General features: G+C 69.9%; 23 protein-coding genes. 9 read left to right on the top strand and 14 right to left on the bottom strand.

What is annotated here, in order from left to right; genetic code table 11:
• Positions 1-3: 3 nt before the first annotated feature.
• Together ACWED2_RS11300 and ACWED2_RS11295 are read left to right on the top strand one after the other, a co-directional pair.
• Positions 4-498 carry a protein-tyrosine phosphatase family protein gene (locus ACWED2_RS11300; RefSeq protein WP_449690319.1) on the top strand — a complete coding sequence of 165 codons (495 nt, stop codon included), beginning with the start codon at positions 4-6 and terminating at the stop codon, positions 496-498.
• A complete protein-coding gene (locus ACWED2_RS11295) occupies positions 495-1,484 on the top strand; it encodes an LLM class flavin-dependent oxidoreductase (RefSeq protein ID WP_449690318.1) in 990 nt (329 codons plus the stop codon). The genes ACWED2_RS11300 and ACWED2_RS11295 overlap by 4 nt, the downstream gene beginning before the upstream one ends.
• Here the strand turns inward: ACWED2_RS11295 and ACWED2_RS11290 are convergent.
• From ACWED2_RS11290 to ACWED2_RS11280, 3 genes are all read right to left on the bottom strand, one after another.
• A complete protein-coding gene (locus tag ACWED2_RS11290; RefSeq protein WP_449690317.1) occupies positions 1,453-1,845 on the bottom strand; it encodes an SCO5389 family protein in 393 nt (130 codons plus the stop codon). The two genes, ACWED2_RS11295 and ACWED2_RS11290, sit on opposite strands and share 32 nt — an antisense overlap.
• 97 nt (positions 1,846-1,942) lie before the next feature.
• On the bottom strand, positions 1,943-2,677 hold the full coding sequence (locus tag ACWED2_RS11285) for an ABC transporter permease (protein WP_449690316.1): 735 nt from the start codon (positions 2,675-2,677) through the stop codon (positions 1,943-1,945).
• Positions 2,674-3,387, bottom strand: a complete 714-nt coding sequence (locus ACWED2_RS11280; RefSeq protein ID WP_449690315.1) for an ABC transporter ATP-binding protein — start codon at positions 3,385-3,387, stop codon at positions 2,674-2,676. Before ACWED2_RS11280 ends, ACWED2_RS11285 begins: the two co-directional genes overlap by 4 nt.
• A 169-nt stretch (positions 3,388-3,556) precedes the next feature.
• Here ACWED2_RS11280 and ACWED2_RS11275 point away from each other — a divergent pair, with 169 nt between their 5' ends.
• Together ACWED2_RS11275 and ACWED2_RS11270 are read left to right on the top strand one after the other, a co-directional pair.
• Positions 3,557-5,380 carry a histidine kinase gene (locus tag ACWED2_RS11275; RefSeq protein ID WP_449690314.1) on the top strand — a complete coding sequence of 608 codons (1,824 nt, stop codon included), beginning with the start codon at positions 3,557-3,559 and terminating at the stop codon, positions 5,378-5,380.
• Complete coding sequence (locus ACWED2_RS11270) at positions 5,320-5,973, top strand: response regulator (RefSeq protein WP_449690313.1); 654 nt, start codon at positions 5,320-5,322, stop codon at positions 5,971-5,973. The genes ACWED2_RS11275 and ACWED2_RS11270 overlap by 61 nt, the downstream gene beginning before the upstream one ends.
• On the opposite strand, the gene ACWED2_RS11265 is transcribed toward ACWED2_RS11270, so the two are convergent.
• The gene (locus ACWED2_RS11265; protein WP_449690312.1) at positions 5,970-7,289 is read right to left on the bottom strand and encodes an FAD-dependent oxidoreductase; all 1,320 of its coding nucleotides are present in this window, start codon (positions 7,287-7,289) and stop codon (positions 5,970-5,972) included. The two genes, ACWED2_RS11270 and ACWED2_RS11265, sit on opposite strands and share 4 nt — an antisense overlap.
• Before the next feature lie 112 nt (positions 7,290-7,401).
• On the opposite strand from ACWED2_RS11265, the gene ACWED2_RS11260 reads away from it, so the two are divergent.
• Genes ACWED2_RS11260 through ACWED2_RS11250 form a run of 3 tightly spaced genes read left to right on the top strand, consistent with a single transcriptional unit; the run spans position 7,402 to position 9,463 of the window.
• Complete coding sequence (locus ACWED2_RS11260) at positions 7,402-8,046, top strand: aminodeoxychorismate/anthranilate synthase component II (RefSeq protein ID WP_449690311.1); 645 nt, start codon at positions 7,402-7,404, stop codon at positions 8,044-8,046.
• Positions 8,043-8,834: an ABC transporter ATP-binding protein gene (locus ACWED2_RS11255; protein WP_449690310.1), complete on the top strand. Its 792-nt coding sequence runs from the start codon at positions 8,043-8,045 to the stop codon at positions 8,832-8,834. Before ACWED2_RS11260 ends, ACWED2_RS11255 begins: the two co-directional genes overlap by 4 nt.
• Entirely contained in the window at positions 8,822-9,463 is a 642-nt protein-coding gene (locus ACWED2_RS11250) for a hypothetical protein (RefSeq protein WP_449690309.1), read from the top strand. Before ACWED2_RS11255 ends, ACWED2_RS11250 begins: the two co-directional genes overlap by 13 nt.
• Before the next feature lie 144 nt (positions 9,464-9,607).
• Here ACWED2_RS11250 and ACWED2_RS11245 read toward each other — a convergent pair whose 3' ends face one another.
• The gene (locus tag ACWED2_RS11245) at positions 9,608-10,537 is read right to left on the bottom strand and encodes a helix-turn-helix domain-containing protein (protein WP_449690308.1); all 930 of its coding nucleotides are present in this window, start codon (positions 10,535-10,537) and stop codon (positions 9,608-9,610) included.
• 89 nt (positions 10,538-10,626) lie between these two features.
• Here ACWED2_RS11245 and ACWED2_RS11240 point away from each other — a divergent pair, with 89 nt between their 5' ends.
• On the top strand, positions 10,627-11,214 hold the full coding sequence (locus tag ACWED2_RS11240; RefSeq protein WP_449690307.1) for a DinB family protein: 588 nt from the start codon (positions 10,627-10,629) through the stop codon (positions 11,212-11,214).
• Between the two features lies 1 nt (position 11,215).
• On the opposite strand, the gene ACWED2_RS11235 is transcribed toward ACWED2_RS11240, so the two are convergent.
• Genes ACWED2_RS11235 through ACWED2_RS11225 form a run of 3 tightly spaced genes read right to left on the bottom strand, consistent with a single transcriptional unit; the run spans position 11,216 to position 12,309 of the window.
• A complete protein-coding gene (locus ACWED2_RS11235; RefSeq protein ID WP_449690306.1) occupies positions 11,216-11,416 on the bottom strand; it encodes a helix-turn-helix domain-containing protein in 201 nt (66 codons plus the stop codon).
• 33 nt (positions 11,417-11,449) lie between these two features.
• Positions 11,450-11,938 carry an NUDIX domain-containing protein gene (locus ACWED2_RS11230; protein ID WP_449690305.1) on the bottom strand — a complete coding sequence of 163 codons (489 nt, stop codon included), beginning with the start codon at positions 11,936-11,938 and terminating at the stop codon, positions 11,450-11,452.
• A gap of 47 nt (positions 11,939-11,985) precedes the next feature.
• On the bottom strand, positions 11,986-12,309 hold the full coding sequence (locus ACWED2_RS11225) for a hypothetical protein (protein ID WP_449690304.1): 324 nt from the start codon (positions 12,307-12,309) through the stop codon (positions 11,986-11,988).
• 263 nt (positions 12,310-12,572) lie between these two features.
• On the opposite strand from ACWED2_RS11225, the gene ACWED2_RS11220 reads away from it, so the two are divergent.
• Positions 12,573-12,890, top strand: coding sequence for an effector-associated constant component EACC1 (locus ACWED2_RS11220; protein WP_449690303.1), 318 nt, complete (start codon positions 12,573-12,575; stop codon positions 12,888-12,890).
• A 65-nt stretch (positions 12,891-12,955) separates the two neighbouring features.
• On the opposite strand, the gene pknB is transcribed toward ACWED2_RS11220, so the two are convergent.
• Genes pknB through ACWED2_RS11190 form a run of 6 tightly spaced genes read right to left on the bottom strand, consistent with a single transcriptional unit; the run spans position 12,956 to position 21,084 of the window.
• Entirely contained in the window at positions 12,956-14,929 is a 1,974-nt protein-coding gene (pknB, locus tag ACWED2_RS11215) for a Stk1 family PASTA domain-containing Ser/Thr kinase (protein ID WP_449690302.1), read from the bottom strand.
• Complete coding sequence (locus ACWED2_RS11210; protein WP_449690301.1) at positions 14,926-16,272, bottom strand: serine/threonine-protein kinase; 1,347 nt, start codon at positions 16,270-16,272, stop codon at positions 14,926-14,928. The genes pknB and ACWED2_RS11210 overlap by 4 nt, the downstream gene beginning before the upstream one ends.
• A gap of 3 nt (positions 16,273-16,275) precedes the next feature.
• On the bottom strand, positions 16,276-17,745 hold the full coding sequence (locus ACWED2_RS11205; protein WP_449690300.1) for a peptidoglycan D,D-transpeptidase FtsI family protein: 1,470 nt from the start codon (positions 17,743-17,745) through the stop codon (positions 16,276-16,278).
• Positions 17,742-19,229, bottom strand: coding sequence for an FtsW/RodA/SpoVE family cell cycle protein (locus tag ACWED2_RS11200; protein WP_449690299.1), 1,488 nt, complete (start codon positions 19,227-19,229; stop codon positions 17,742-17,744). Before ACWED2_RS11200 ends, ACWED2_RS11205 begins: the two co-directional genes overlap by 4 nt.
• Entirely contained in the window at positions 19,229-20,626 is a 1,398-nt protein-coding gene (locus tag ACWED2_RS11195; RefSeq protein ID WP_449690298.1) for a PP2C family protein-serine/threonine phosphatase, read from the bottom strand. The genes ACWED2_RS11200 and ACWED2_RS11195 overlap by 1 nt, the downstream gene beginning before the upstream one ends.
• Positions 20,623-21,084, bottom strand: a complete 462-nt coding sequence (locus tag ACWED2_RS11190; protein WP_003079002.1) for an FHA domain-containing protein FhaB/FipA — start codon at positions 21,082-21,084, stop codon at positions 20,623-20,625. The genes ACWED2_RS11195 and ACWED2_RS11190 overlap by 4 nt, the downstream gene beginning before the upstream one ends.
• Between the last annotated feature and the right edge of the window lie 89 nt (positions 21,085-21,173).

Genomic DNA, 21,173 nt, shown 5'->3' with positions numbered 1-21,173 from the left:
GCCGTGAAAACACGCCAGAAGGACCGGGACAACCGGCCGCCGGAAGAGCCCTGGAACGAGATCCGGCCGGGCCTGTGGATGGGCGGGCATGTCCGTGCGGGCGAGGAGCCGGTCGTGGTCGGGCTCGAGTTCGACCTCGTGCTGAGCCTGTACCAGCGTGCGGGCCACGGTCCGCCACCCGGCGTCGAGCACCACTTCGCCGAGATGCCGGACGGGCCGCTGACCGAGGCCCAGATCGCCGAAGTCGAGCGCTTCGCCGTGCTGGCGGCGGCCGCGGTGCGCGCCGGCCGCAAGACCCTCGTCCGCTGCCACGCCGGGCTCAATCGGTCCGGCCTGGTCGTCGCGCAGACGCTCGTCGAGCTCGGGCTCGGCGTGCCGGAGGCGATCGCCCTGATCCGGCAGCGGCGCTCGCCGTGGGCGCTGCACAACCCGCTCTTCGTGGAGTACCTCGAGAGCGGGCTGCCGATCGCGCGCCTGCTCGTCGGGCTGGACGCTTGAGGTTCGGGGTCTTCCTGGTCAGCGGCCGTTTTCCCGGCCAGGCGGACGCCGACGTCCTCCGCCGGTCCGTCCGCGCGGCCGAGCTGGCCGAAGAAGCCGGCTTCGACGACGTCTGGTTCGCCGAGCACCACTTCGTGCCCTACGGCGTCTGCCCGTCCGCGATCACCCTCGCCGCGCACGTGCTCGGGCGGACGTCGCGGATCGGCGTCGGTACGGCGGTCAGCGTCCTGTCGACCACGCACCCCGTCGCGCTGGCCGAACAGTGGGCGATGCTCGACGCCGTTTCCGGGGGACGGCTGCGGCTCGGCGTCGGCCGCGGTGGGCCGTGGCAGGACCTCGAGGTCTTCGGGACCGGGCTGGACCGGTACGAGACCGGCTTCGAAGAGGCCCTCGACGTCTTCCTGCGCGCGACCACCGGCCGCGTCGACGCCCGGGGGAGGCACTTCGCCTTCCGGGAGGTGCCCGTGGTGCCGACGCCGGAACGGCGGCCGGACGTCGTGGTGGCGTGCGGTGGGCCGACGTCGGACGCCGTCCGGCAGGCGGCGGACCGCGGCTTGCCGCTGCTGCTCGGCCTGCACGCGGACGACGAGGAAAAGGCCAAGACGGTCGCCGCCTACGGGAAGCCCGCGGCCCACGTCTCGACCGTGCTCTGCCAAGTGGGCGATCCCGACGTGGTGCGAAAGACCCTGCCCGGCTGGCTGAAGGACGGGCTCGGAGCGCACGTCACGGTCGACGGACGGCCCGGCCCCCGCCGGGATCCGGGTGAGTACACCGAACGGCTCTGCGCGATTCACCCGGTCGGGGACGCGGCGCACTGCGTCCGGACGCTGGGAACGAGCCTCCGGCGTACCGGCGTCTCCCACGTGCTGATGCTCGTGGAAGCTTCGGGTACGCCGGAAGGCACGTTCGAGAACATCGCGCGGATCGGCGCCGAGGTGCTGCCGGCGCTGCGGGCTAGCAGTCCCGCAGCTCCGGGCTCTGGTTGAGCAGCTGACCGCGCGGCGAGACGAACGCGCGGTAGCGGTCGCTCTCCAGTTCGGACTGCTTGAACACGGCGACCCGGTGGCAGTTCTGGAACGCCAGCTTGACGCCGAAGTGCCGCTCGAGACCACCGCGGATCGCGTCCGAGGCCAGCGCCCGCAGCAGCTGCCCGCGGGCGGCCTCGCTCGGCGGCGGCGTCTCGTTGTCGGCGAAGCCGTCCGCCGCGCCCTCGGCGTCGGCGATCACGCCGGTGATGACTTCCCAGGCGTACGGCAGGGATTCCTTGACGCAGGTGACGAACTCGGCGTCGGTGACCTCCCCGCGCTCGGCCTTCTCCAGCAACGCGGGTGACACGTCCAGGGACATCGAACCTCCAGTTTGAGCAGGGCCACCCTCTTGGCTACCGGCCGGGTGGCCCGCCCACAAGAGAAAACGATGATCATCACCACTTTGGCGGAAGGGGTCACTCCCAGCGGAACAACCGGGTCGCCAGCGCCGTGCCGAGCACCGCGAACGCGGCGAGCGCGGCCAACTGCAACGGCTGCACGCCCGTCCCGACCCAGGTGTCCTGCAGGGCCTGCGAACCCGGCGGGAGGTAGTCGCCGATTCGCTGCAGCACCGACGGCAGCAGCGGGCGCGGCAGGTACACGCCGCCGAAGAACATGATCGGGATGAACATGACCATCGCCAGCGCACCGGCGCTCTTGGCCGTGCCCGCGATCGAAGCCGTGATGAGGCCCAGCGAGAAGGTCGAAACCACCCCGAGCAGCAGCGTCACCGCGAACATCGGCGGGTGCTCGGGCAGCGGGACGTCGTAGACGACATTGCCGACGCCGAGTACGAGCGCGATGCCGGCCAGCGCCACCGCGACGTGGATCACCAGCTGGGCCACCAGCAGGTTCGCCGGGTGCACCGGGGTCGTGGCCAGCCGGCGCAGCACGCCCTGCTCGCGGTACGCGGCGACGGCGGCCGGGATCGACTGCAGTGCCAGCATCGCGAGGGTGATGACGATCAGAGACGGCACCCACGCGTCGATGAACCGGTGACCGCCCGCCTTTTCACTCGGTTCGGTCATGCCTGGGATCGCGCCGATCGCGAGCAGCAGGACCGACGGCAGCAGGAGACCGGAGAGCGCCATGAACGGCGTCCGGAGGAAGATCTTCGTTTCGGTGGCGGTGATCTTGGCGAAGGTGGTCATCGGGCACTCCTGGTCAGCGAGACGAACGCGTCGTCCAAAGTGGAGGCTCCGGCCGCGGCGCGGAGCTCGGTCGGGGTGCCGGTGGCGACCACGCGCCCGGCGTCGAAGATCGCGACGCGGTCGCAGAGCCGCTCGGCTTCGTCCATGAAGTGGGTGACGAGCAGCACCGTGACGCCGATGGCGCGGACGCCTTCGACGAGCCGCCACGTTTCGCGGCGGGCGTGCGGGTCGAGCCCGGTGGTGAGTTCGTCCAGGATCGCCAGCTCGGGCCGACCCACCAGGGCCAGCGCGATCGAGACGCGCTGCTTCTGGCCGCCGGACAGCTTGCCGAAGTAGCTGCGGGCGTGGTCCCGCAGGTCGAGCTGGTCGAGCAGGACGTCGATGTCGGCGGACTCGGGGTAGAAGGAGGCGAACAGTTCCAGCGCCTCGCGCACCCGCAGCTTCGCCGGCAACTGGCTCTCCTGCAGCTGGACGCCGACGCGGCGGGTCAGCGCCGCGCGGTCGGTCGCCGGGTCCAGGCCGAGGACGGCGATCGTGCCGCCGTCGGCCTGGCGGAGCCCTTGGAGGCATTCGACGGTGGTGGTCTTCCCGGCGCCGTTCGTGCCGAGGATGCCGAAGATTTCGCCGCGCTCGACGGTGAAGGAAACGCCGTCGACCGCGACCCGGGTGCCGTAGCGCTTGCGGAGGTCGGTGACTTCGATGAGTGGCATGGGAATCAAGCTACGAACCGGGCACCGCTTCGGTAATGACGCTGAAACCCCAGCTCAGGTAGCGTTTTGCTGAAGCGGGGGTGGGGCTGGGCCCACCCCGTTCGTGGGGCTTCGGGCAGTGCGCGGGCGCGCGCCGATCGGCGAGGATCGCGGGGGAAGGAGGTGCCGGATGCCGTACCTGCGTGCGCTGGGCCGGGCGCTGGCGCTGGCCGCCTTCTCCTTGCTCAGCTGGCTCGACGTGCTCGTCGAGCTGATCGCCTTCGCGCTCCTGTGCGTCGGCCTGGTGTTCTTCCTCGGCCCCGCGGTCGAATGGGCGCGTGGCCGGTCTTCGGTGGCGCGGGCGCTGGCTGCGCGCTGGTGCGGCGCCGAGATCGCCTCGCCGTACCGGCCGGAACCGCCGGAGCCGGTGCGCGAGCGCGACGGCTGGTACCGCGACGGCAACCAGCTCTACAAGCGGGCGTTCTGGATCCGCTGGCAGCACCGGCTCACCTGGGCGCTGGAAGACCCGGCGGCCGGGCGTGAGTTCACCTGGCAGCTGGTCAACCCGCTCGTCACGGTGCTGCTGCCGGTCGCCGTGCTGCTCGGCGGGCCACGGGTGCTGCGTGGCTACGGCCGGTGGACGCGCTGGTGGCTCGGGCCGCGCCCGGCTGTGGAGCGCGGGCGCAAGAACTGGGTGCACCGGCATCTCGAATCCCTCGGCCACCAGTTCGGCATCTTCGTGCTTTCTCTGTTGCAGCTGCTCTTTTCGGCGATCCAGCTGGTCGTCATGGTCGGCGCCCCGATGCTGGCGGCCCGGGTCGTGCAGTGGAGCCGGTCGACCACGGACACGCTGCGCCGCGAGGTGGAGAACTGGACGGCGGTGCGGATCCCGCGTCCGTACCTGCCGCCGCCCGCGTTGCCGGTGCCTCGCGCCGACGGGCTCTACCAGGTCGGCAGGCAGTTGTACGAGGAGCCGTTCTGGCCGGTCCAGCAGGCCCGGATGCGGTGGATCATGCGTGATCGGGCCACCTGGCGGGACATCGCGGGCGGTGCACTGAGCACCCTCGTGTCGCTCGTGTGCTCGCTGCCGGCGCTCGCGTTGTTCGGCTGGGCCATGACCGGCCTCGCGCAGCTCTGGCTGTGGCGGCCGTTCGTGTCCGCGCGCGCGGAGTGGTTCCCGCTGCCCGCGGTGACGACACACCTCGGCGCGCTCGCGCAGACGCCGTTGATCCTGCTGGCGTTGGCCGCCGCACTGGCGCCGGCACCGTGGTTCGCTCGCCAGCAGGCGCGCTTCGCCCGCCTGTGGTTCGGGCCGACCGAGTCGTCCCGGCTGGCCCAGCGCGTCGAACGGCTGAAGCAGACCCGCTCCGACGTCACGGTCACGCAGGCGGCCGAGCTGCGCCGGATCGAGCGCGACCTGCACGACGGCATCCAGTCCCGGCTGGTCGCCATGGGCATGAAGCTGGGCGCGGTCGAAGCGCTGGTGGACACCGACCCGGCGGCGGCGAAACGGCTCGCCGCGGAGCTGCGCGCGGCGTCGTCGGAAGCGCTCACCGAGCTGCGGGTGCTGATCCGGGGCATCCACCCGCCGGTGCTGTCCGAACGCGGGCTGCTGGACGCCGTGCGGGCGCTGGCGCTGGACAGCCCCCTGAAGGCGCAGGTCACCGGGTCGTTGCCGGGACGGGTCGAGGAGCCGGTGGAGGCGTGCGTGTACTTCGCGGTGTCGGAGCTGCTGGGCAACGCGGCGAAGCACGGCGCGAAGCGGGTCACCATCGAGGTGGGGTTCGCGGACGAGCTGCTGACGGTCGTGGTGACCGACGAAGGCCCGGGCGGCGCGAACCCGGCGCTCGGTTCGGGGCTCCGCGGAATCGAGCGCCGGTTGGGCGGCTTCGACGGTAGGTTGACGCTGACCAGCCCGATCGGCGGCCCGACGAAGGCGACCCTGGAGATCCCTTGTCAGATCGAAAAAGAACCCTCGTCGCCGAAGACCAGTACCTCCTCCGAGACGGCCTGACGCATCTCCTGACCGCGCACGGCTTCGACGTCGTCGCGGCGGTTGCCACCGGCCCGGAACTCGTGGCGGCGTTGCGTGAGCACCGGCCCGAGGTGTCCATTGTGGACGTCCGGATGCCGCCGACGAACACCGACGAGGGACTGCAGGCCGCGCTGGCGGCCCGCCGGGAAGTTCCCGGGCTGCCGATTCTCGTGCTGTCCCAGCACGTCGAGCAGCTGTACGCGCGCGAGCTGCTGGCCGACGGCACAGGCGCGATCGGCTACCTGCTCAAGGACCGCGTGTTCAACGCCGAGCAGTTCATCGACGCCGTCCGCCGGGTCGCCGCGGGTGGCACCGTGATGGACCCCGAGGTGATCGCGAAACTGGTGGCGGGCAACGCTTCCGATCCCCTCGCCGCGTTGACCCCGCGCGAGCGCGAGGTCCTGGCGCTGATGGCGGAAGGCTGCTCCAACGCGGCGATCGCCTCCCGCCTGCACTTCAGCGAGGGAGCGGTCGGCAAGCACACGGCGAACATCTTCGCGAAGCTCGACATCACGGCTTCGGACGACACGAACCGCCGCGTGCTGGCCGTCCTGGCGTACCTGGGTTCCTAGCCGCGCGAGATGCGGGTCATCTCGTCGCGCTCGACGACCTTGATCCGCTCCCGGCCCGCCGCCGCGCCCAGCGACTTCTCGTGCGCGTCGAGGCGGCCCCAGCCGTCCCAGTTGGTGAACGGGATGCCGCGCGTCTCGAGGAAGTCGAGGATCGCGTCCGGGTTCGCGTGCTTCGGGGCGGAGAGGGTGTCCGCGTCCGCCAGGAGGCTGGCGATCGTCTCCGCCGCGTCCCCCTTCGTGTGGCCGATCAGGCCGATCGGGCCGCGCTTGATCCAGCCCGTCACGTACACGCCCGGCAGCTGGTTCTCGTCCAGGTCCAGCACGCGCCCGGCCTGGTTCGGCACCACGCCTGCCACGTGGTCGAACGGCAGCTCCGGCAGGTGCGACGAGAGGTAGCCGACCGCGCGGTACACCGCCTGGACGTCCCAGTCGTGGAATTCGCCGGTGCCGCGGACGTTCCCGTCGCCGGTCAGCTCGGTCCGCTCGGTGCGCAGGCCGGTCACGCGACCGTCCTCGCCGAGGACCTCGGCCGGCGAGTGGAAGAAGTGCAGGTGCAGCCGTCGCGGGCGGGAGCCCGGCTCGCGGATGGCCCACTCCTGCAGCGTCTTCACCACCATGTCGATCTGCTTCGACGCGCGCAGGGCCGCGATGCTGCCCTCGTCGAACTCGATGTCCTCCGGGTGGACGATGACCTCGACGTTCGGCGAGTGGTCCAGCTCCCGCAGCTCCAGCGGCGTGAACTTCGCCTGCGCCGGGCCGCGGCGGCCGAACACGTGCACGTCGGTGACCGGGCTGGCCTTGAGCCCCTGGTAGACGTTGTCCGGGATGTCGGTGGGCAGCAGCTCGTCGGCCGTCTTCGCCAGGACGCGCGCCACGTCCAAGGCGACGTTCCCGACGCCGAGGACCGCGACCGAAGAGGCGGTCAGCGGCCAGGTGCGCGGCACGTCCGGGTGGCCGTCGTACCAGGACACGAAGTCGGCGGCGCCGTAGCTGCCGTCCAGGTCGATGCCCGGGATGTCGAGGGCGCGGTCGGCGGACGCGCCGGTCGAGAAGATCACCGCGTCGTAGAACTCGCGCAGCTCGTCGAGCTTGATGTCGGTGCCGTAGTCGATGTTGCCCAGCAGCCGGATGTTCGGCTTCGAGAGCACCTTCTCCAGCGCCGTCACGATGCCCTTGATGCGCGGGTGGTCGGGCGCGACGCCGTAGCGGATCAGCCCGAACGGCGCGGGCATGCGCTCGAACAGGTCGATCGTGACGTCGGCGTCGGACTTGTCCAGGATGTCGGCGGCGTAGATGCCGGCAGGACCAGCGCCCACCACGGCCACACGAAGAGATCGGCTCACTCGCTCCACGGTAAGTTAGGGTCGCCTTACTTAAAATGTGATTTGGCGTACGGTCCACGGACTGGGAGCCGGTAAGCTCGGCGGTATGCGCGTTCTCGTCGTCGACAACTACGACAGCTTCGTCTACAACCTGGTCCAGTACCTGGCCCAGCTCGGCGCCGACTGCACGGTCTGGCGCAACGACGTCGTGGACCTCGACCGCGTTCCCGAGTTCGACGCCGTGCTCGTCTCGCCCGGCCCGGGGACGCCCGAACGTGCCGGCCAGAGCATGGACGTCATCCGGAAGTGCGCCGAGACGCGCACGCCGATGCTCGGCGTCTGCCTCGGCCACCAGGCGCTCGGCGTCGTCTACGGCGCGACCGTCGACCGCGCGCCCGAGCTGCTCCACGGCAAGACGAGCCAGGTGCGCCACACCGGCGCCGGCGTCCTCAAGGACCTGCCGGAGGAGTTCACGGCCACCCGGTACCACTCGCTGACCGTGCTGCCCGAAACGATCGCCGACGACGTCTTCGAGATCACCGGGCGCACCGAATCGGGCATCGTGATGGGCATGCGCCACCGCGAGCTGCCCCTGGAAGGCGTCCAGTTCCACCCGGAGTCCGTGCTCACCGAGGGCGGCCACCGGATGCTCGCGAACTGGCTGGCCACCGCCGGTCACCCGGTCGATCCGGCGCGGGTGAACGAGCTCGAGCGGGCGACCAAGGCGCTCCAGAAGGCCGCTGTTGCGTGATCCGGCTGGAGGGGGTCGGCAAGCGGTACGGGCGCGGTGACTTCGTGCTGCGCGACGTCGACCTGACCGTCGAGCCCGGGCACGTCGTCGGCATCCTCGGCAGCAACGGCTCGGGGAAGTCGACGCTGCTGCGGATCATGGCCGGCGTCTCGCACCCGACCACCGGCACGATCGGCGGCACCCCGCGGATCGGCTACCTGCCGGACCGCTTCCCGGCCGGCCAGCGCATGGGTGCCCGCGCCTACCTGCGGCACATGGCGCGCATCCACGGGCTCGCCGACCTCTCGGTGATCGACCCGCTGCTCGAACGGCTCGCCCTCGTCGGCGGCCCGACGGCGCCGCTGCGCACGCTGTCCAAGGGCAACGCGCAGAAGGTCGGGCTCGCCCAGGCCGTGATGGTCCGGCCCGACCTGCTGATCCTCGACGAGCCGTGGTCCGGCCTCGACGCCGGGACGCACGCGATCCTCGGCGAGCTCGTCGCCGAGACGCGGGCGCGCGGGGCGAGCGTCGTGTTCACCGACCACCGGCCACAGGTGGTCCACGACCACGCCGACGTCGTCCACCTGATGACCGAAGGCCGGCTGACGGCCGAGAGCGCGGAGCCGACCACGCGGATCGTGCTGCGCGGCGGCGGCACCGGCTGGACCGACGAGCCGGGCGTGCGGCACGCCGTCGCCGAAGGACCCCAGGTGGTGCTGACGGTCGAAGTCGCCCGCGTCGACGCGGTGCTGAAGCGGGCCCTCGACGGCGGCTGGTCGGTGCGGGAGGTGGCGCCGTGCTCGCCATGACCCGGTACTACCTCGCGCTGCTCGGCCATTCGCAGCGGTACCTGCCGGCGTTGCTGGCCTACCTCGCGCTGTGCGTGATCCTCTACGCCGATCCGCATTCGCCGCCGCTGCCGCTGTTCGGCATCAGCGCCGGCGGGTTGCTCGTGGTGTCGTGCTGGCTGACGATCGCGCTGCTCGACATCGAAGACCCGGTGCAGCGCCTGGTGACACTGAGCCACGCACGCCGGTGGCGCCGGATGATCACCGGCGCTGTGGTGACGGTGCTGGCCTGTTCACTGGTCCTCACCGCGATCACCGAGGTGTGGTCGGCGCTCAAGTCGTTCAAGATCCAGCCGGCCGCGCTCGGCATCGGGTTGCTCGCGCACCTCGCGTGCGCGGTGCTCGGCATCGCGATCGCCCTCCCGTGCTCACGGCTGCTGGTCCACCGCATCGGCTGGACGGTGCTCGCCGCGGTGATCACGCTCGTCGTCGTGCTGCTGGCGAAGATCCCACTGGTCCACCCGCTGTTGCACGCACTGACCGACGAAGAGCCGGTCGCCGGCTCGCTGGTACTGGCCCTGGTGACGGCGGTGGCGATGCTGGCCGTCAGCTACTTCGCCGTCTCGGAACTGGTGCGCCGCCGCTCTTGAGTTGTGCTACGTCGGCCACTGGCTCAGGGATGACCTGCAGGACCGGCTGAACGCTCCTGCAGCCCGTCCCGCACGACCACGATGGTGCAGGCCATCCTCGTCCTGCACCATGTCCAGAACCCGATCTACCCAGGTTGAAAATGCTCAGTGATGGTGATCGCGGGCAAACTGGGCCGGCGTCTGGCCGTAGTAGCGACGAAACATCCGGATGAAGTGGCTGCTGTCGGCGAACTGCCAGTGTGCCGCGATCTCCGAAACCGTGGGGTGGGACGGCGAGAGGAGCGCGCGGCGCGCCTGCTCGAGGCGACGTCGGCGGATGTACGCCGCGACGGGCTCGCCGGTTGACGCGAAGGCCCGGTGCAACGTTCGCAGCGAGACCTTGAGGTGGCGCGCCAGCAGCGCTGGTGTCAGGTCCGGGTCGGTGAGTAGTTGATCGGCGAGGTTGCAGGCCGCGTGGACCAGCGGGCCGGCAAGGCCGGGTTCGGTGCCGTCGAGGTACCCGTGCAAAACCCCGCGGACCAACTCCACCAATGCGTTGCGGCTGGCGTGGACGCCGCCATCGCTGAGGTCGCCGAGTGTCGCGTGGACAACACTCGTGTGTGCCAGCAGCATACGAACCTCCGCGGCGCTGGCCGGGCCGGTCGCTTGCGTGCCGTCGGCGAACAAGCCCAGCGCCTCGGCCGGCAGCCCGATCACCTGGGCGGTAGTGCCCGCGGCGACGTCGTAGCCGGTGAACCCAGTCGAGCGGCTCAGCAGGAACTGGCCGGCGTCGACAGCTATCGTGTCGCGTTCACGTCTGAGGATGTAGGCGCCACGATGCACCACGTAGAACCGCAGTTCGCCACTGTCGGGAAGCGCGGAATCGACCCGTACATGCGTGGCGGTTTCGAAGTTTGTGATGACCGAGTCCCCGACGCGGGAGGCAAGACCACGAACGACGGCTCCGGCTGTGGCTTCGTGGTGGAACGCGGGCAACGTGAAACCGTCGCCGACCTGCGCTTCCCAGCCGTCGCGGAAGGCGTCGACACCGAACCGTTCGGTGTCCAGCCGAACCGAGCCCCGCCCTGAGTCCATCCGGCCATCCAACCACGTGGCACGCATCGTCGATCGAGACGGCACGCGTGTCCAAGACCGCGGCGGTACCGGATTTCTAGGGTCGGGACGTGGATCCGAAAATCTATCTGCACCTGTACTTGCAGCAGGTGCGCGACGTCCTGGTGTGGAAACTCGACGGCCTGTCCGAGTACGACGCGCGCCGGCCGCTCACCCCGACCGGAACCAATCTGCTCGGACTGGTGAAACACCTGACGGGCAACGAGTTCGGCTACTTCGGCGAAGTGTTCGACCGACCCGCCCACGCGGGGGAGTGGCTGGTCGACCGCACTCAATCAGAGGACTTCCTCGCCCGCCCCGACGAGACACGCGAGGACATCATCGCGCAGTACAAACGGTCGTGGGAGCACGCTGACGCCACCATCGCGGCACTCGATCTCGACTCACCCGGCAACGTGCCCCACTTTCCCGAAGGCATGCGCGACGTGACCTTGCAGTGGATGCTCGTCCACATGATCACCGAGACCTGTCGGCACGCCGGTCACGCCGACATCGTCCGCGAGCTCATCGATGGCCACGCCGGCTACCACCCAACGGTCAGCAACCTTCCCGACGGGTGGTCCGAGTTCCACGATCGTGTCGAGATCGCGGCACGTGAGGCCGCCCGTATCACCGGCGACCGCACGCAGGACACATAGTTCAGAACGTCCGCAGGGCGAAGAAGCCGCCCACCACCGGGCGAGCCTGAGTGGCGGGGCGACTAGTCGTCCGAGTGCCCTGCTCGATGCGCGCCACGGTGTCGACACCGACTGAGGCGGCCTCGACGAGCCCTTCCTGCGAGAAGTCGCGGGCCTTGCGGATGCGCGTCAAGTTCTCGGCGAGCGGGTTGTGAGCGGTCATCCGTCCTCCGACTGCGTGCGCACGGTAACGAGACTATCGCGCTATGCGCCTGCCGTCTTCGCAGATCAGCAGCTCACCGGCACGCACAGCGTCGAGCGCAGACGCCATCCGCCGGGCGAGGACCGGCTTAAGTCGCGGCGTCGCGACGTCGAGCGGCAGCAGCGCCACCGACAGGATCTCGGGGTCCGTGATCGGCAGTGCCTTGATCTCGGCCTCGGTGACGAGGCCACCGTCGAAGACGAACGCCATCCCCTCCGGCATTCGAGAGTCGTCCGGGATGTAGTCGATCACCAGCAGGTTGCCGAGGGGTCGGTCGATGCCGACTTCCTCGGAGGTCTCGCGGGCCGCGGTGCGCCAGGGCGGTTCGCCCTCTTCACAGGAGCCGCCCGGGATGTCCCGGTGCGACTTGTACGACGGCTCGACGAACAGCACGCGGTCGGCCTCGTCACGGAACAGGACGCCGGCGGACATGCGTTTGCGGTTGAGCGAGCGCACGTAGTCGTCGAACGGGAGCAAGTCCACCAGGCGAGGCTACCGGCGGCGAGCGAAGGCCCGCTGATCTATGCCTTTCAACGTCGAGCGGAGGGTTCGATGACCGCGTTGGACGACGGGCCGATGACCGACGCCGACTCGGGCCAGGACTTCCGGGAGTGGCACGAGTTCACCGGGGCGACGGGTGGGCTCACCTCTACCGGCACTCGGAGATGGCCAACCCGCGGCTGGTCATGCTGCTTACCCTCCAGCCGGACGACGCAGCCTACGTCGCCGGCCTGCGCACCCTCGGCCGCCAACTCCTCCACATCGGCGCAGCCCTCACCCACCGCGCCGAGGAACTGGACGGCACCGAACTCGACGTCCCATTCCTGCTCACCGCCCCCGGCACTGAAATCCACGACCGAACGCAGCGCCGGCGCCCTCGCCGTCGCGCTGCGCCGCCACCATGGCGCCGCCCTGTACTTCCACCCACCAAACCGCCCTGACCACCTGCGAACAGACAGCCCAGGCACTACGACGAGAACGCGTGGCCCTAAGCCCCAGTCGACGCGTCCTGCCTGACTGCAAATTGCAGAGTTCAATTTCCGGCCCGGGCTTCCAGCGGGACCGCGCGGCCGACTAAGGTTCGTGGCCTCTCCGGTTCTGGGTGAAGGGAGATCGGGTGACGGCTGGGATCGTCGCGATCACCGTGCCAAACTCCGGCGGCGAGCTTCCGGGGCTCGCCGAATGGCTGCGCGGCGAAGACGAACTCCGCGGCCGCGTCCAGGTCTTCGATTCCGTCGTGGTCGGCGTTTCGAGCACCTCGGCCGGCGTCTTCTGCCGCTCGCTTTTCGCGTGGCTGACGCGGTACCGGGAAGCCAGCGTCTCGCTGAAGGTCAAACGCTCGGGTGCGGCCGAGGAACTCGAACTCGACTTCGGGGCCGCGAGCGACGCCGAGCAAGTTCTCGGTGCGGTGCAAGGGTTTCTCGACCAGCCCTGACCAACGGCAGTCCTGACCACAGGAAAAGGCCCGCACGGCGAACCGTGCGGGCCTTTTCCTGTGGATCAGCGTGACGTTGTCGTTGTGGGGAAGGTGATGGACGGGAAGCCGTTGCCTTCCGACACGTTGACCGTGACGTTCTGGTCCCGGTTGATCATCGTGCCGGCCTGCGGGTTCTGACCCGTGATCGTGCCCTCGGGCGCGTTGCTCTGCTTGTCGGACTTCTGGTTCAGCTTGCCGGTCCAGCCCATGCTCGACAGCTTGTCCTGCGCTTGGTCGAAGGTCATCCCGGCCAGGAGCGGCATCTGGATCTGGCTCGAGCTGTCCGGACCGCTCGACACCGTCAGCACGATCTGGCTGCCCACCGTCAGCTGCCCGCCGTTCGGGTTCTGGGTGATGACCGTGTCCTTCGGCACCGTGTCCGAAGGCTGGTCGACCCGCCGCGTCGTGAAGCCCTGGCCTTCCAGCGTCGACTTGGCCTTCGAGTACGGCTGGCCGGTGAAGTCGGTGACCGCCTTGAGCTGCTTCGACTTGCCGACCGTGATTTTCACGGTGGCGCCCTGGTCGACCTGGGAGTTCGCGGCCGGGGTCTGCGTCTGCACCAGGCCGGCCTGGTTCGGGTCGCTGACCTCGGTCTCCTGGACGTTCGAGTCGAGGGTCAGCTTCGCGTCGGCGATCAGCTGCTCGGCCTCCGCGCGCGTCTTGCCCTTGAGGTCCGGCACGTTCGCCTTGCCCGGCGCGACGCCGACGTACAGCGTGATCGTCGTGTTGGGGGCGACCGAAACCCCGACCGCCGGATCGACCTTGACGATCCGGTTGACGTCGTCCTGGGTGCACGACGGGCTGCCGTCGGTCGGCTGCACCCCGCAGGTCACCGGCTTCTGCTCGATCTTGCCGTTGAACCCGCTGCTGCTCAGCATCTCCCGCGCCTGCGGGACGGTCTGGTGCACCACGTTGGGGATCGCCACGGTGCTCGGGTCGTTGCTCTTGAACGCGTTCGACAGCCACATGATCAGCAGCACCGAGCCCAAGACGAAGATCGCTGCCAAAACAGCGAAAATCGTGCGGCGGCGCCGCTTGGCCTTCGGGTCTTCATCGTCCGGCTCGCTGTACTCGTCGTAGCGCTGCGGCTGCCGCCGGTCGGCGTTCATCACCTGCGTGCGCTCGTCTTCGGACATCACCATCGGCGCCACCGGGCGCTGGCCCGAGAGGGTGCGCACCAGGTCCGAACGCATCTCCGCCGCCGACTGGTAGCGGTTCGCCGGACCCTTGGCCAGCGCCTTCAGCACGACCGCGTCCAGCTCCGGCGCCACGGCCGGGTTCACCGACGACGGCGGGTTCGGGTCCTCCCGGACGTGCTGGTAGGCGACCGCGACCGGGGAGTCCCCGGTGAACGGCGGCTCGCCGGTGATCAGCTCGTAGAGCACGCAGCCGGCGGCGTAGACGTCGGACCGCGCGTCGACCGATTCGCCGCGGGCCTGCTCCGGCGACAGGTACTGCGCCGTGCCGATCACCGCTGCCGTCTGGGTCATCGAGGCCTGGCCGTCGTGCATCGCCCGCGCGATGCCGAAGTCCATCACCTTGACCGCGCCGTTCTTCGTGATCATCACGTTGGCCGGCTTGACGTCCCGGTGCACGATGCCGTGCCGGTGCGAGAAGTCCAGCGCCGCGCAGACGTCGGCCATGACCTCCATCGCCCGCTTCTGCGACATCGGGCCCTCGGTCTTGACGATGTCGCGCAGCGTCCGGCCTTCGACGTACTCCATGACGATGTACGGCAGCGGCCCGAACTCGGTGTTCGCCTCACCGGTGTCGTAGACCGCGACGATCGCCGGGTGGTTCAGCGCGGCGGCGTTCTGCGCCTCCCGGCGGAAGCGCTCCTGGAACTGCGGGTCCCTGGCGAGGTCGGCACGGAGGATCTTGATCGCGACTTCCCGGCCGAGACGCACGTCGTGGCCGTGATGGACCTCGGACATGCCTCCGTAGCCGAGCGTTTCGCCCAGCTCGTACCGGTTGGAGAGCAGTCTGGGTGTGCTCATCTCTGGATGCCGTTCCATTCCGTCCAAGGTGTGGTCATGAGGCCTCGCCGGCCATCGTCGGTCGGGCCGGGGGTGTCGGCCGGGTAGAAGCCCGAAGACTGCTCCGCGGGCACCTGTCTGCCCGGGACCACCTGGCTCTGCGGCTGGCCGTTGTGCGGCGAGCCGTTGCCGGCACCCAGCATCTTCGCCACCAGCACGATGCCCGCCACCAGGACAACGAGCAGGATCGCCGCGAGAAGCGCCCACCAGCCCCACTGCGTCTTCTTCCGGGCGGCCGGCAGCATGACCTGCCGCGGAGCGGGGCGGGACGGCGGGCCGATGGCGATCATCGGGTTCATCGCGGGTGACGGCGGGCCGCCCGGCATCGGCTGCTGCTGCGGGGGCAGCTGCTGCTGGGGGATCGGCACCGGCATCGACGGTGGCGGCGGCTGCTGCTGCACCTGCGGCGGCACCACGGGCTGCTGGCCCGTCGTGTAGGTGGCGTTGACCAGCCCGGACGGCGTCGGCAGCGGCATTCCGGCGCGGACCGCGGCGACGGCGGCCGCGAACTCGCCGCCGTTGTTGTAGCGCTGCCGCGGATCCTTGACCAGCGTCGCCTCGATCACCGCGCGCGCCGCGGGCGGCACGTCCGGCGGCAGCGGCGGCGCGATGTCGCGGATGTGCATCATCGCGACCGTCACGGCGTTCTCGGACAGGAACGGCCGGTGCCCGGCGAGGCATTCGTAGCCGCACACCGCCAGCGAGTAGACGTCGGACGCCGGCTCGGCCGGCTGCCCGAGCGCCTGCTCCGGGGCGATGTAGTGCGCGGTGCCCATGACCATGCCGGACCGGGTGACCGGGGCCGCGTCGGCCGCCTTCGCCACGCCGAAGTCGGTGATCTTCACCTGCCCGGCCGACGTCACCAGGATGTTGCCCGGCTTGACGTCGCGGTGGACCAGGCCGTGGGAGTGCGCCGCCTGCAGCGCGTTGCCCGCCTGCTCGAGCATGTCGAGCGTGAACTCCGCGGACAGCCGCCCGTGCTTGGCCAGCAACCCGGCCAGCGGGTCGCCGTCGACGAGCTCCATCACCAGGTACGCGATCGACAGGTCGCCGTCGAGGATGGTCTCGCCGTAGTCGTGCACCGCGGCGATGCCGGGGTGGTTGAGGGACGCCGTCATCCGCGCTTCGGTGCGGAAGCGGTGGAGGAATTCGGCGTCGCCGGAGAGTTCGGTCTTGAGGATCTTGACCGCCACGGTCCGGTCGAGCCGGGTGTCGCTGGCCTGCCAGACCTCACCCATCCCGCCGACGGCGATCCGGCTCGTCAGCTTGTAGCGGTCGGCCAGCAGCTGACCGGAGGACAGCATGCGCTATCCACCCCCGAGCTTCGCGTTGATGGCCGCGCGGCCGATTTCCGCCGCGACCGTGCCGCCGGTGGCCGCGAGGCCGCGGTTGCCGCCGTCCTCGACGATCACAGCGACCGCGATCTGCGGGTTGTCGGCCGGGGCGAAGGCGGTGTACCAGGCGTGCGGGGCGGTGTTCTTGGAGTCCGTGCCGTGCTCGGCGGTGCCGGTCTTCGACGCGATCTTGACGTCCGCGCGCTTGCCACCGCCCTTGGTGAAGCCCTCGGAAGCGATCATCATGTCCTTGAGGATCGCGGCGTTCGACGACGACAGCGCCGCGGTGCCGGTGAGTTCGGTGGGGCTGTAGTCCTCGATCGTCGACAGGTCGGGGGCCAGCACCGACTGCACCAGCTGCGGCTTCATCGCCATCCCGCCGTTGGCCACGGTGGCCGCGAGAATGCAGTCCTGCAGCGGGGTCAGCCGGACGTCCCGCTGGCCGATCCCGCTCTGGTAGAGCGCGCCCTGCGAGTCGAGCGGGCCGACCGTCGACGGGGCGACCTTCATCGGCACGGTCAGGTCGGTCTGCCCGATGCCGAAGTTGGCCGCCGTCTTCTTCATCTTGTCCGCGCCCAGCTGGCCGGCGAACTCCGCGAACGGCACGTTGCAGGAGTGCGCGAGCGCGTCCTTGAACGTGTTGCCCGGGCAGGTTTCGCCGCCGTAGTTCTCCAGCGTGACGTTCGTGTTGGGCAGCTTGGTGTTCGGTGCGGTGCTGACCGGGGTGTCCGGCCCCTTGCCGTCTTCGAGCACGGCCGCCGCGGTGACCAGCTTCATCGTCGAACCCGGCGGGTAGGTCTCGGAGATCGCCCGGTTCAGCATGGGCTTCTTCGGGTCCTTGTTGTTCGCGTTCCAGGCGTCGGTCTGCGCCTTCGACGTGTGCGAAGCGAGCTGGTTCGGGTCGTACGACGGCGTCGAGACCATCGCCAGGATCCGCCCGGTGCTCGGCTCCATCGCGACGACGGCACCGGTGTAGTTCTTCTGCGTCATCAGGTCGTACGCGGCCTTCTGCACGGCCGGGTCGATGGTCAGCCGGACGTTGCCGCCGCTGGGGTCGCGGCCGGTGACCATGTCCGACAGCCGCCGCACGAACAGCCGCGGGTCGGAGCCGTTGAGGACGTCGTCCTCGGCGCGCTCCAGGCCGCCGGCGCCGTAGTTGATCGAGTAGTAGCCGGTGACCGGCGCGTACATCGGGCCGTCGGCGTACGTCCGGATGTACTTGTACTTGTCGTTCGACGGGTTGATGCTGGCCAGCACCTCGCCGTTGGCCTGCGACACGATCTTGCCGCGCTGGCGGGCGAACTCGTCGTAGAGCACCCGGGCGTTGCGCGAGTCGGTGCGGTAGTCGTCGGCCTTCACCACCTGGATGTAGGTGGCGTTGGCCAGCAGGAGGACGACCATCACGAGCATCGCCATGCCGACCTTGCGGAGCGGGGTGTTCATGCCTGCGCGCCCCCCTCGGCCGGCGGGCGCTGCACGAGCACGGTGTGCGCCTCCGCGATCGGGGCCTGCGGCTGCTGCTGCGGCTTCGGGCGGGCGGCGGGCTTGCGGGCCGCGTCGGAGATGCGGAGCAGCAGCGCGACCAGGATGTAGTTCGCGAGCAGCGACGAACCACCCTTCGACAGGAACGGGGCGGTGATACCGGTCTCCGGGATGAGTTTCGTGACCCCGCCGACGACGACGAAGATCTGCATGACCATGGTGAACGCGAGCCCGCCGCCCAGCAGCTTGCCGAACGTGTCGCGCACGGCCAGCGCGCTGCGCATGCCGCGCATCGCGACCAGCAAGTAGAGCATCAGGACGGCGGCCAGGCCGATGAAGCCGAGCTCTTCGCCGATCGCCGCGGTGATGAAGTCGGTGTTGGCCTCGGGCACCATGTCCGGCCGCCCGGCGCCGAGCCCGGTGCCGCCGACGCCGCCGGTGCCGAGCCCGAACAGGCCCTGCGCGAGCTGGTAGCCGCCGCCGGCCTGGTCGTAGGTGGCCAGCGGGTCCAGCCAGTTCGCGACGCGCTGCTGGACGTGCTTGAAGAGGTTGTAGGCGATGATGCAGCCGACCGCGAAGAAGCTGAGGCCCAGGACGACCCAGATGACCCGCTCGGTCGCGACGTACAGCATCACCAGGATGACGCTGAAGAACAGCAGCGACGTGCCGAGGTCCTTCTCGAACACCAGGATGCCGATGCAGGCGAACGCGGCGATCAGGATCGGGCCCAGGTCGCGGGCACGCGGGAGCTCGACGCCGACGAGCTTCTTGCCCGCCACCATGAACAGGTCCCGCTTCGACACCAGGAACGAAGCGAAGAAGATCATCAGCAGGATCTTCGCGAATTCGCCGGGCTGGATCGAGAAGAACGGCAGCTTCAGCCACACCTTGGCGCCGTTGACCTCCGACAGGCTGGAGGGCAGCAGCGCGGGCAGCGCGAGCGCGACGATGCCGACCAGGCCGGCGGTGTAGCCGTAGCGGGTCAGCGTCCGATGGTCGTTCACCACGATCAGTACCACGACGAAGAACACGAGCGAGATCACCGTGAACAGCACCTGTGCGGTGACCGCGGGCGTGTAGTCCTTGCCCTGCTGCGTGGCGCGCTCGGCCAGGGCCAGGTCGATCCGGTGGATCATCACCAGCCCGATGCCGTTCAGCAGCGCGACGCAGGGGAGCAGCACGGGATCGGCGTACGGCGCCCACTTGCGGACGGCCAGGTGTGCCGCGCCGAAGATCGCGAGGTAGGCGAGGCCGAGCCAGATGATCGACCAGGTCAGCTCCTGCTCCTGGTTCGCTTCGACCAGGACCAGCGCGATGGTGACGATGAAGGCGGCGAACCCCAGCAGCACCAGCTCGGTTCCGCGGCGGGTCGGGACCTCGCGCGGCGGGTTCGTCTGGAACTGCGCGGCAAGCGGCTCGGCGGCGCGCGCGGCAGGCTGGCTCATCAGTTACCGCCTCCCGTCGTCGGTGCCGTCGAACTCGGCGTCGAGCAGTCCCTCCCCGCTGGCTGGTTCGCCGACGACGGAGCAGTAGAGCCGGCCGGAGCCGACGTGGTCGTCGTCGGCGTGACCGGAGGGGTCGGCGTCGGGGACGGCTGACCGCCCGCCGGCGCGCAGTTGTTCAGGCGCTTGCGCAGCTGCAGGAAGTCGTCGATGTACTTCCGCGCTTCGTCGAGGCTGTCTTTCTTGACGCCGTTCTGCACCGCCAGCCGCGCGTCCTCCTGGAGCTGGGTGACGCGCAGCTTGTCCGTGCACACCTGGCTCGGCGGGCACGACCCCTGCTCGTAAGCGTGCAGGTCGATGCCGAGAATGCTGCCGGGGACGCCGCGGTAGATCACGACCTCGCCGTCCGATCCCTCGCCGACATAGTACTGACTCAGCACGAAGTAGCGGGTCGCGATGGCCGCGGCGGCGAGCACCACGAGGACGACGAGCGCGCCGGCCAGCCACCGGAACCGCTTCCGGCGCCGGGCCTTCGGGTCTTCCTGGGGCTGCGGCAGTTCCTGGCGCGGCGGCGGGGGCGGCTGGGTGAGCGCCCTGGCCCGCGCCGCGGGCGAGTCGCCCTGGTGCCGTTCGTCGCTGCCGTCCCCGGCGGCGCCGCCCACGATGGGCGCGTCCTCGCCGAAGTCGACGTCGACCACGTCGGCGATGATCACCGTGACGTTGTCGGTGCCGCCGCCCTTGAGCGCCAGCTCGATCATCCGGTCCGCGCACTGCTGCGGGTCCGGGATCTGCACGGCCTCGGCCAGCGTCTCGTCGCTGACCATGCCGGACAGGCCGTCCGAGCAGATCAGGTACCGGTCACCGGCACGTGCTTCGCGCACGGTCAGGCTCGGCTCTACTTCGTGGCCGGTGAGCGCCTTCAGCAGCAGGGACCGCTGCGGGTGCACCGCCGCCTCTTCGGGCGTGATCCGGCCCTGTTCGAGGAGCTCGTTGACGAAGCTGTCGTCCCGCGTGATCTGCGCGAACTGACCGCCGCGCAGCAGGTAGGCCCGCGAGTCGCCGACGTGCACCAGCCCCAGCCGGGTGCCGGCGAACAGGACGGCGGTGAGCGTGGTGCCCATGCCGTCCAGGTCGGGGTCCTGCGAGACGAGTTCGGCGATCGCGGCGTTGCCGTTCGCCACCGCCTCGCGGAGCTGGGCGAGGAGGTCATCGCCCGGCTCGTCGTCGTCGAGCGGGGCGAGGGAGGCGATGACGACCTTGCTGGCGACTTCACCCGCCGCGTGCCCACCCATGCCGTCGGCGAGCGCGAGCAGGCGAGGGCCGGCGTACACGGAGTCCTGGTTGCTCGAACGCACCAGGCCCCGGTCGCTGCGGGCTGCGTAGCGGAGGACGAGAGTCATGGGCGAAGCTCGATCACCGTCTTGCCGATCCGGATGGGGACTCCGAGCGGGACCCGGAGGGGTGCAGTGACCTTAGCCCGGTCGAGATAGGTGCCGTTCGTCGAGCCCAGATCTTCCACGTACCAGTCCTCGCCGCGCTGGGCGATCCGCGCGTGGCGGGTCGACGCGTAGTCGTCGTCGAGGACCAACGTGGAGTCGTCGGCCCGGCCGATCAGGATCGGCCGGCCGTCCAGCGCGATGCGCGTCCCGGCGAGCGCGCCGTGGGTCACCAGCAGCTGCTGCGGCGACTTGCTGTTGCGCGGCTTCTTCTCCTTCTTGCGCCCGAAGGTCGGCACCTGGACGCGCATGCCCGACGCCGCGTAGAGGTCCGACCGGACCACTCTGAGCGCGGCGAACACGAAGAGCCAGAGCAGCACGAGGAAGCCCACCCTGGTGAGTTGTACGACCAGCTCTGGCACTTGGTGTGTCCGCTCCCGACTCTTCCGCGCAGCCGCGACGCGGGTACGCCGCGGTCCCCCCGCACGTCAATTCTGCGGGAACAGTATTC

Source organism: Amycolatopsis sp. NPDC005003 (genome assembly GCF_053600695.1).
Note: the sequence above shows the minus strand (reverse complement) of the source record. Positions and strands in the feature narration are given on the sequence as shown.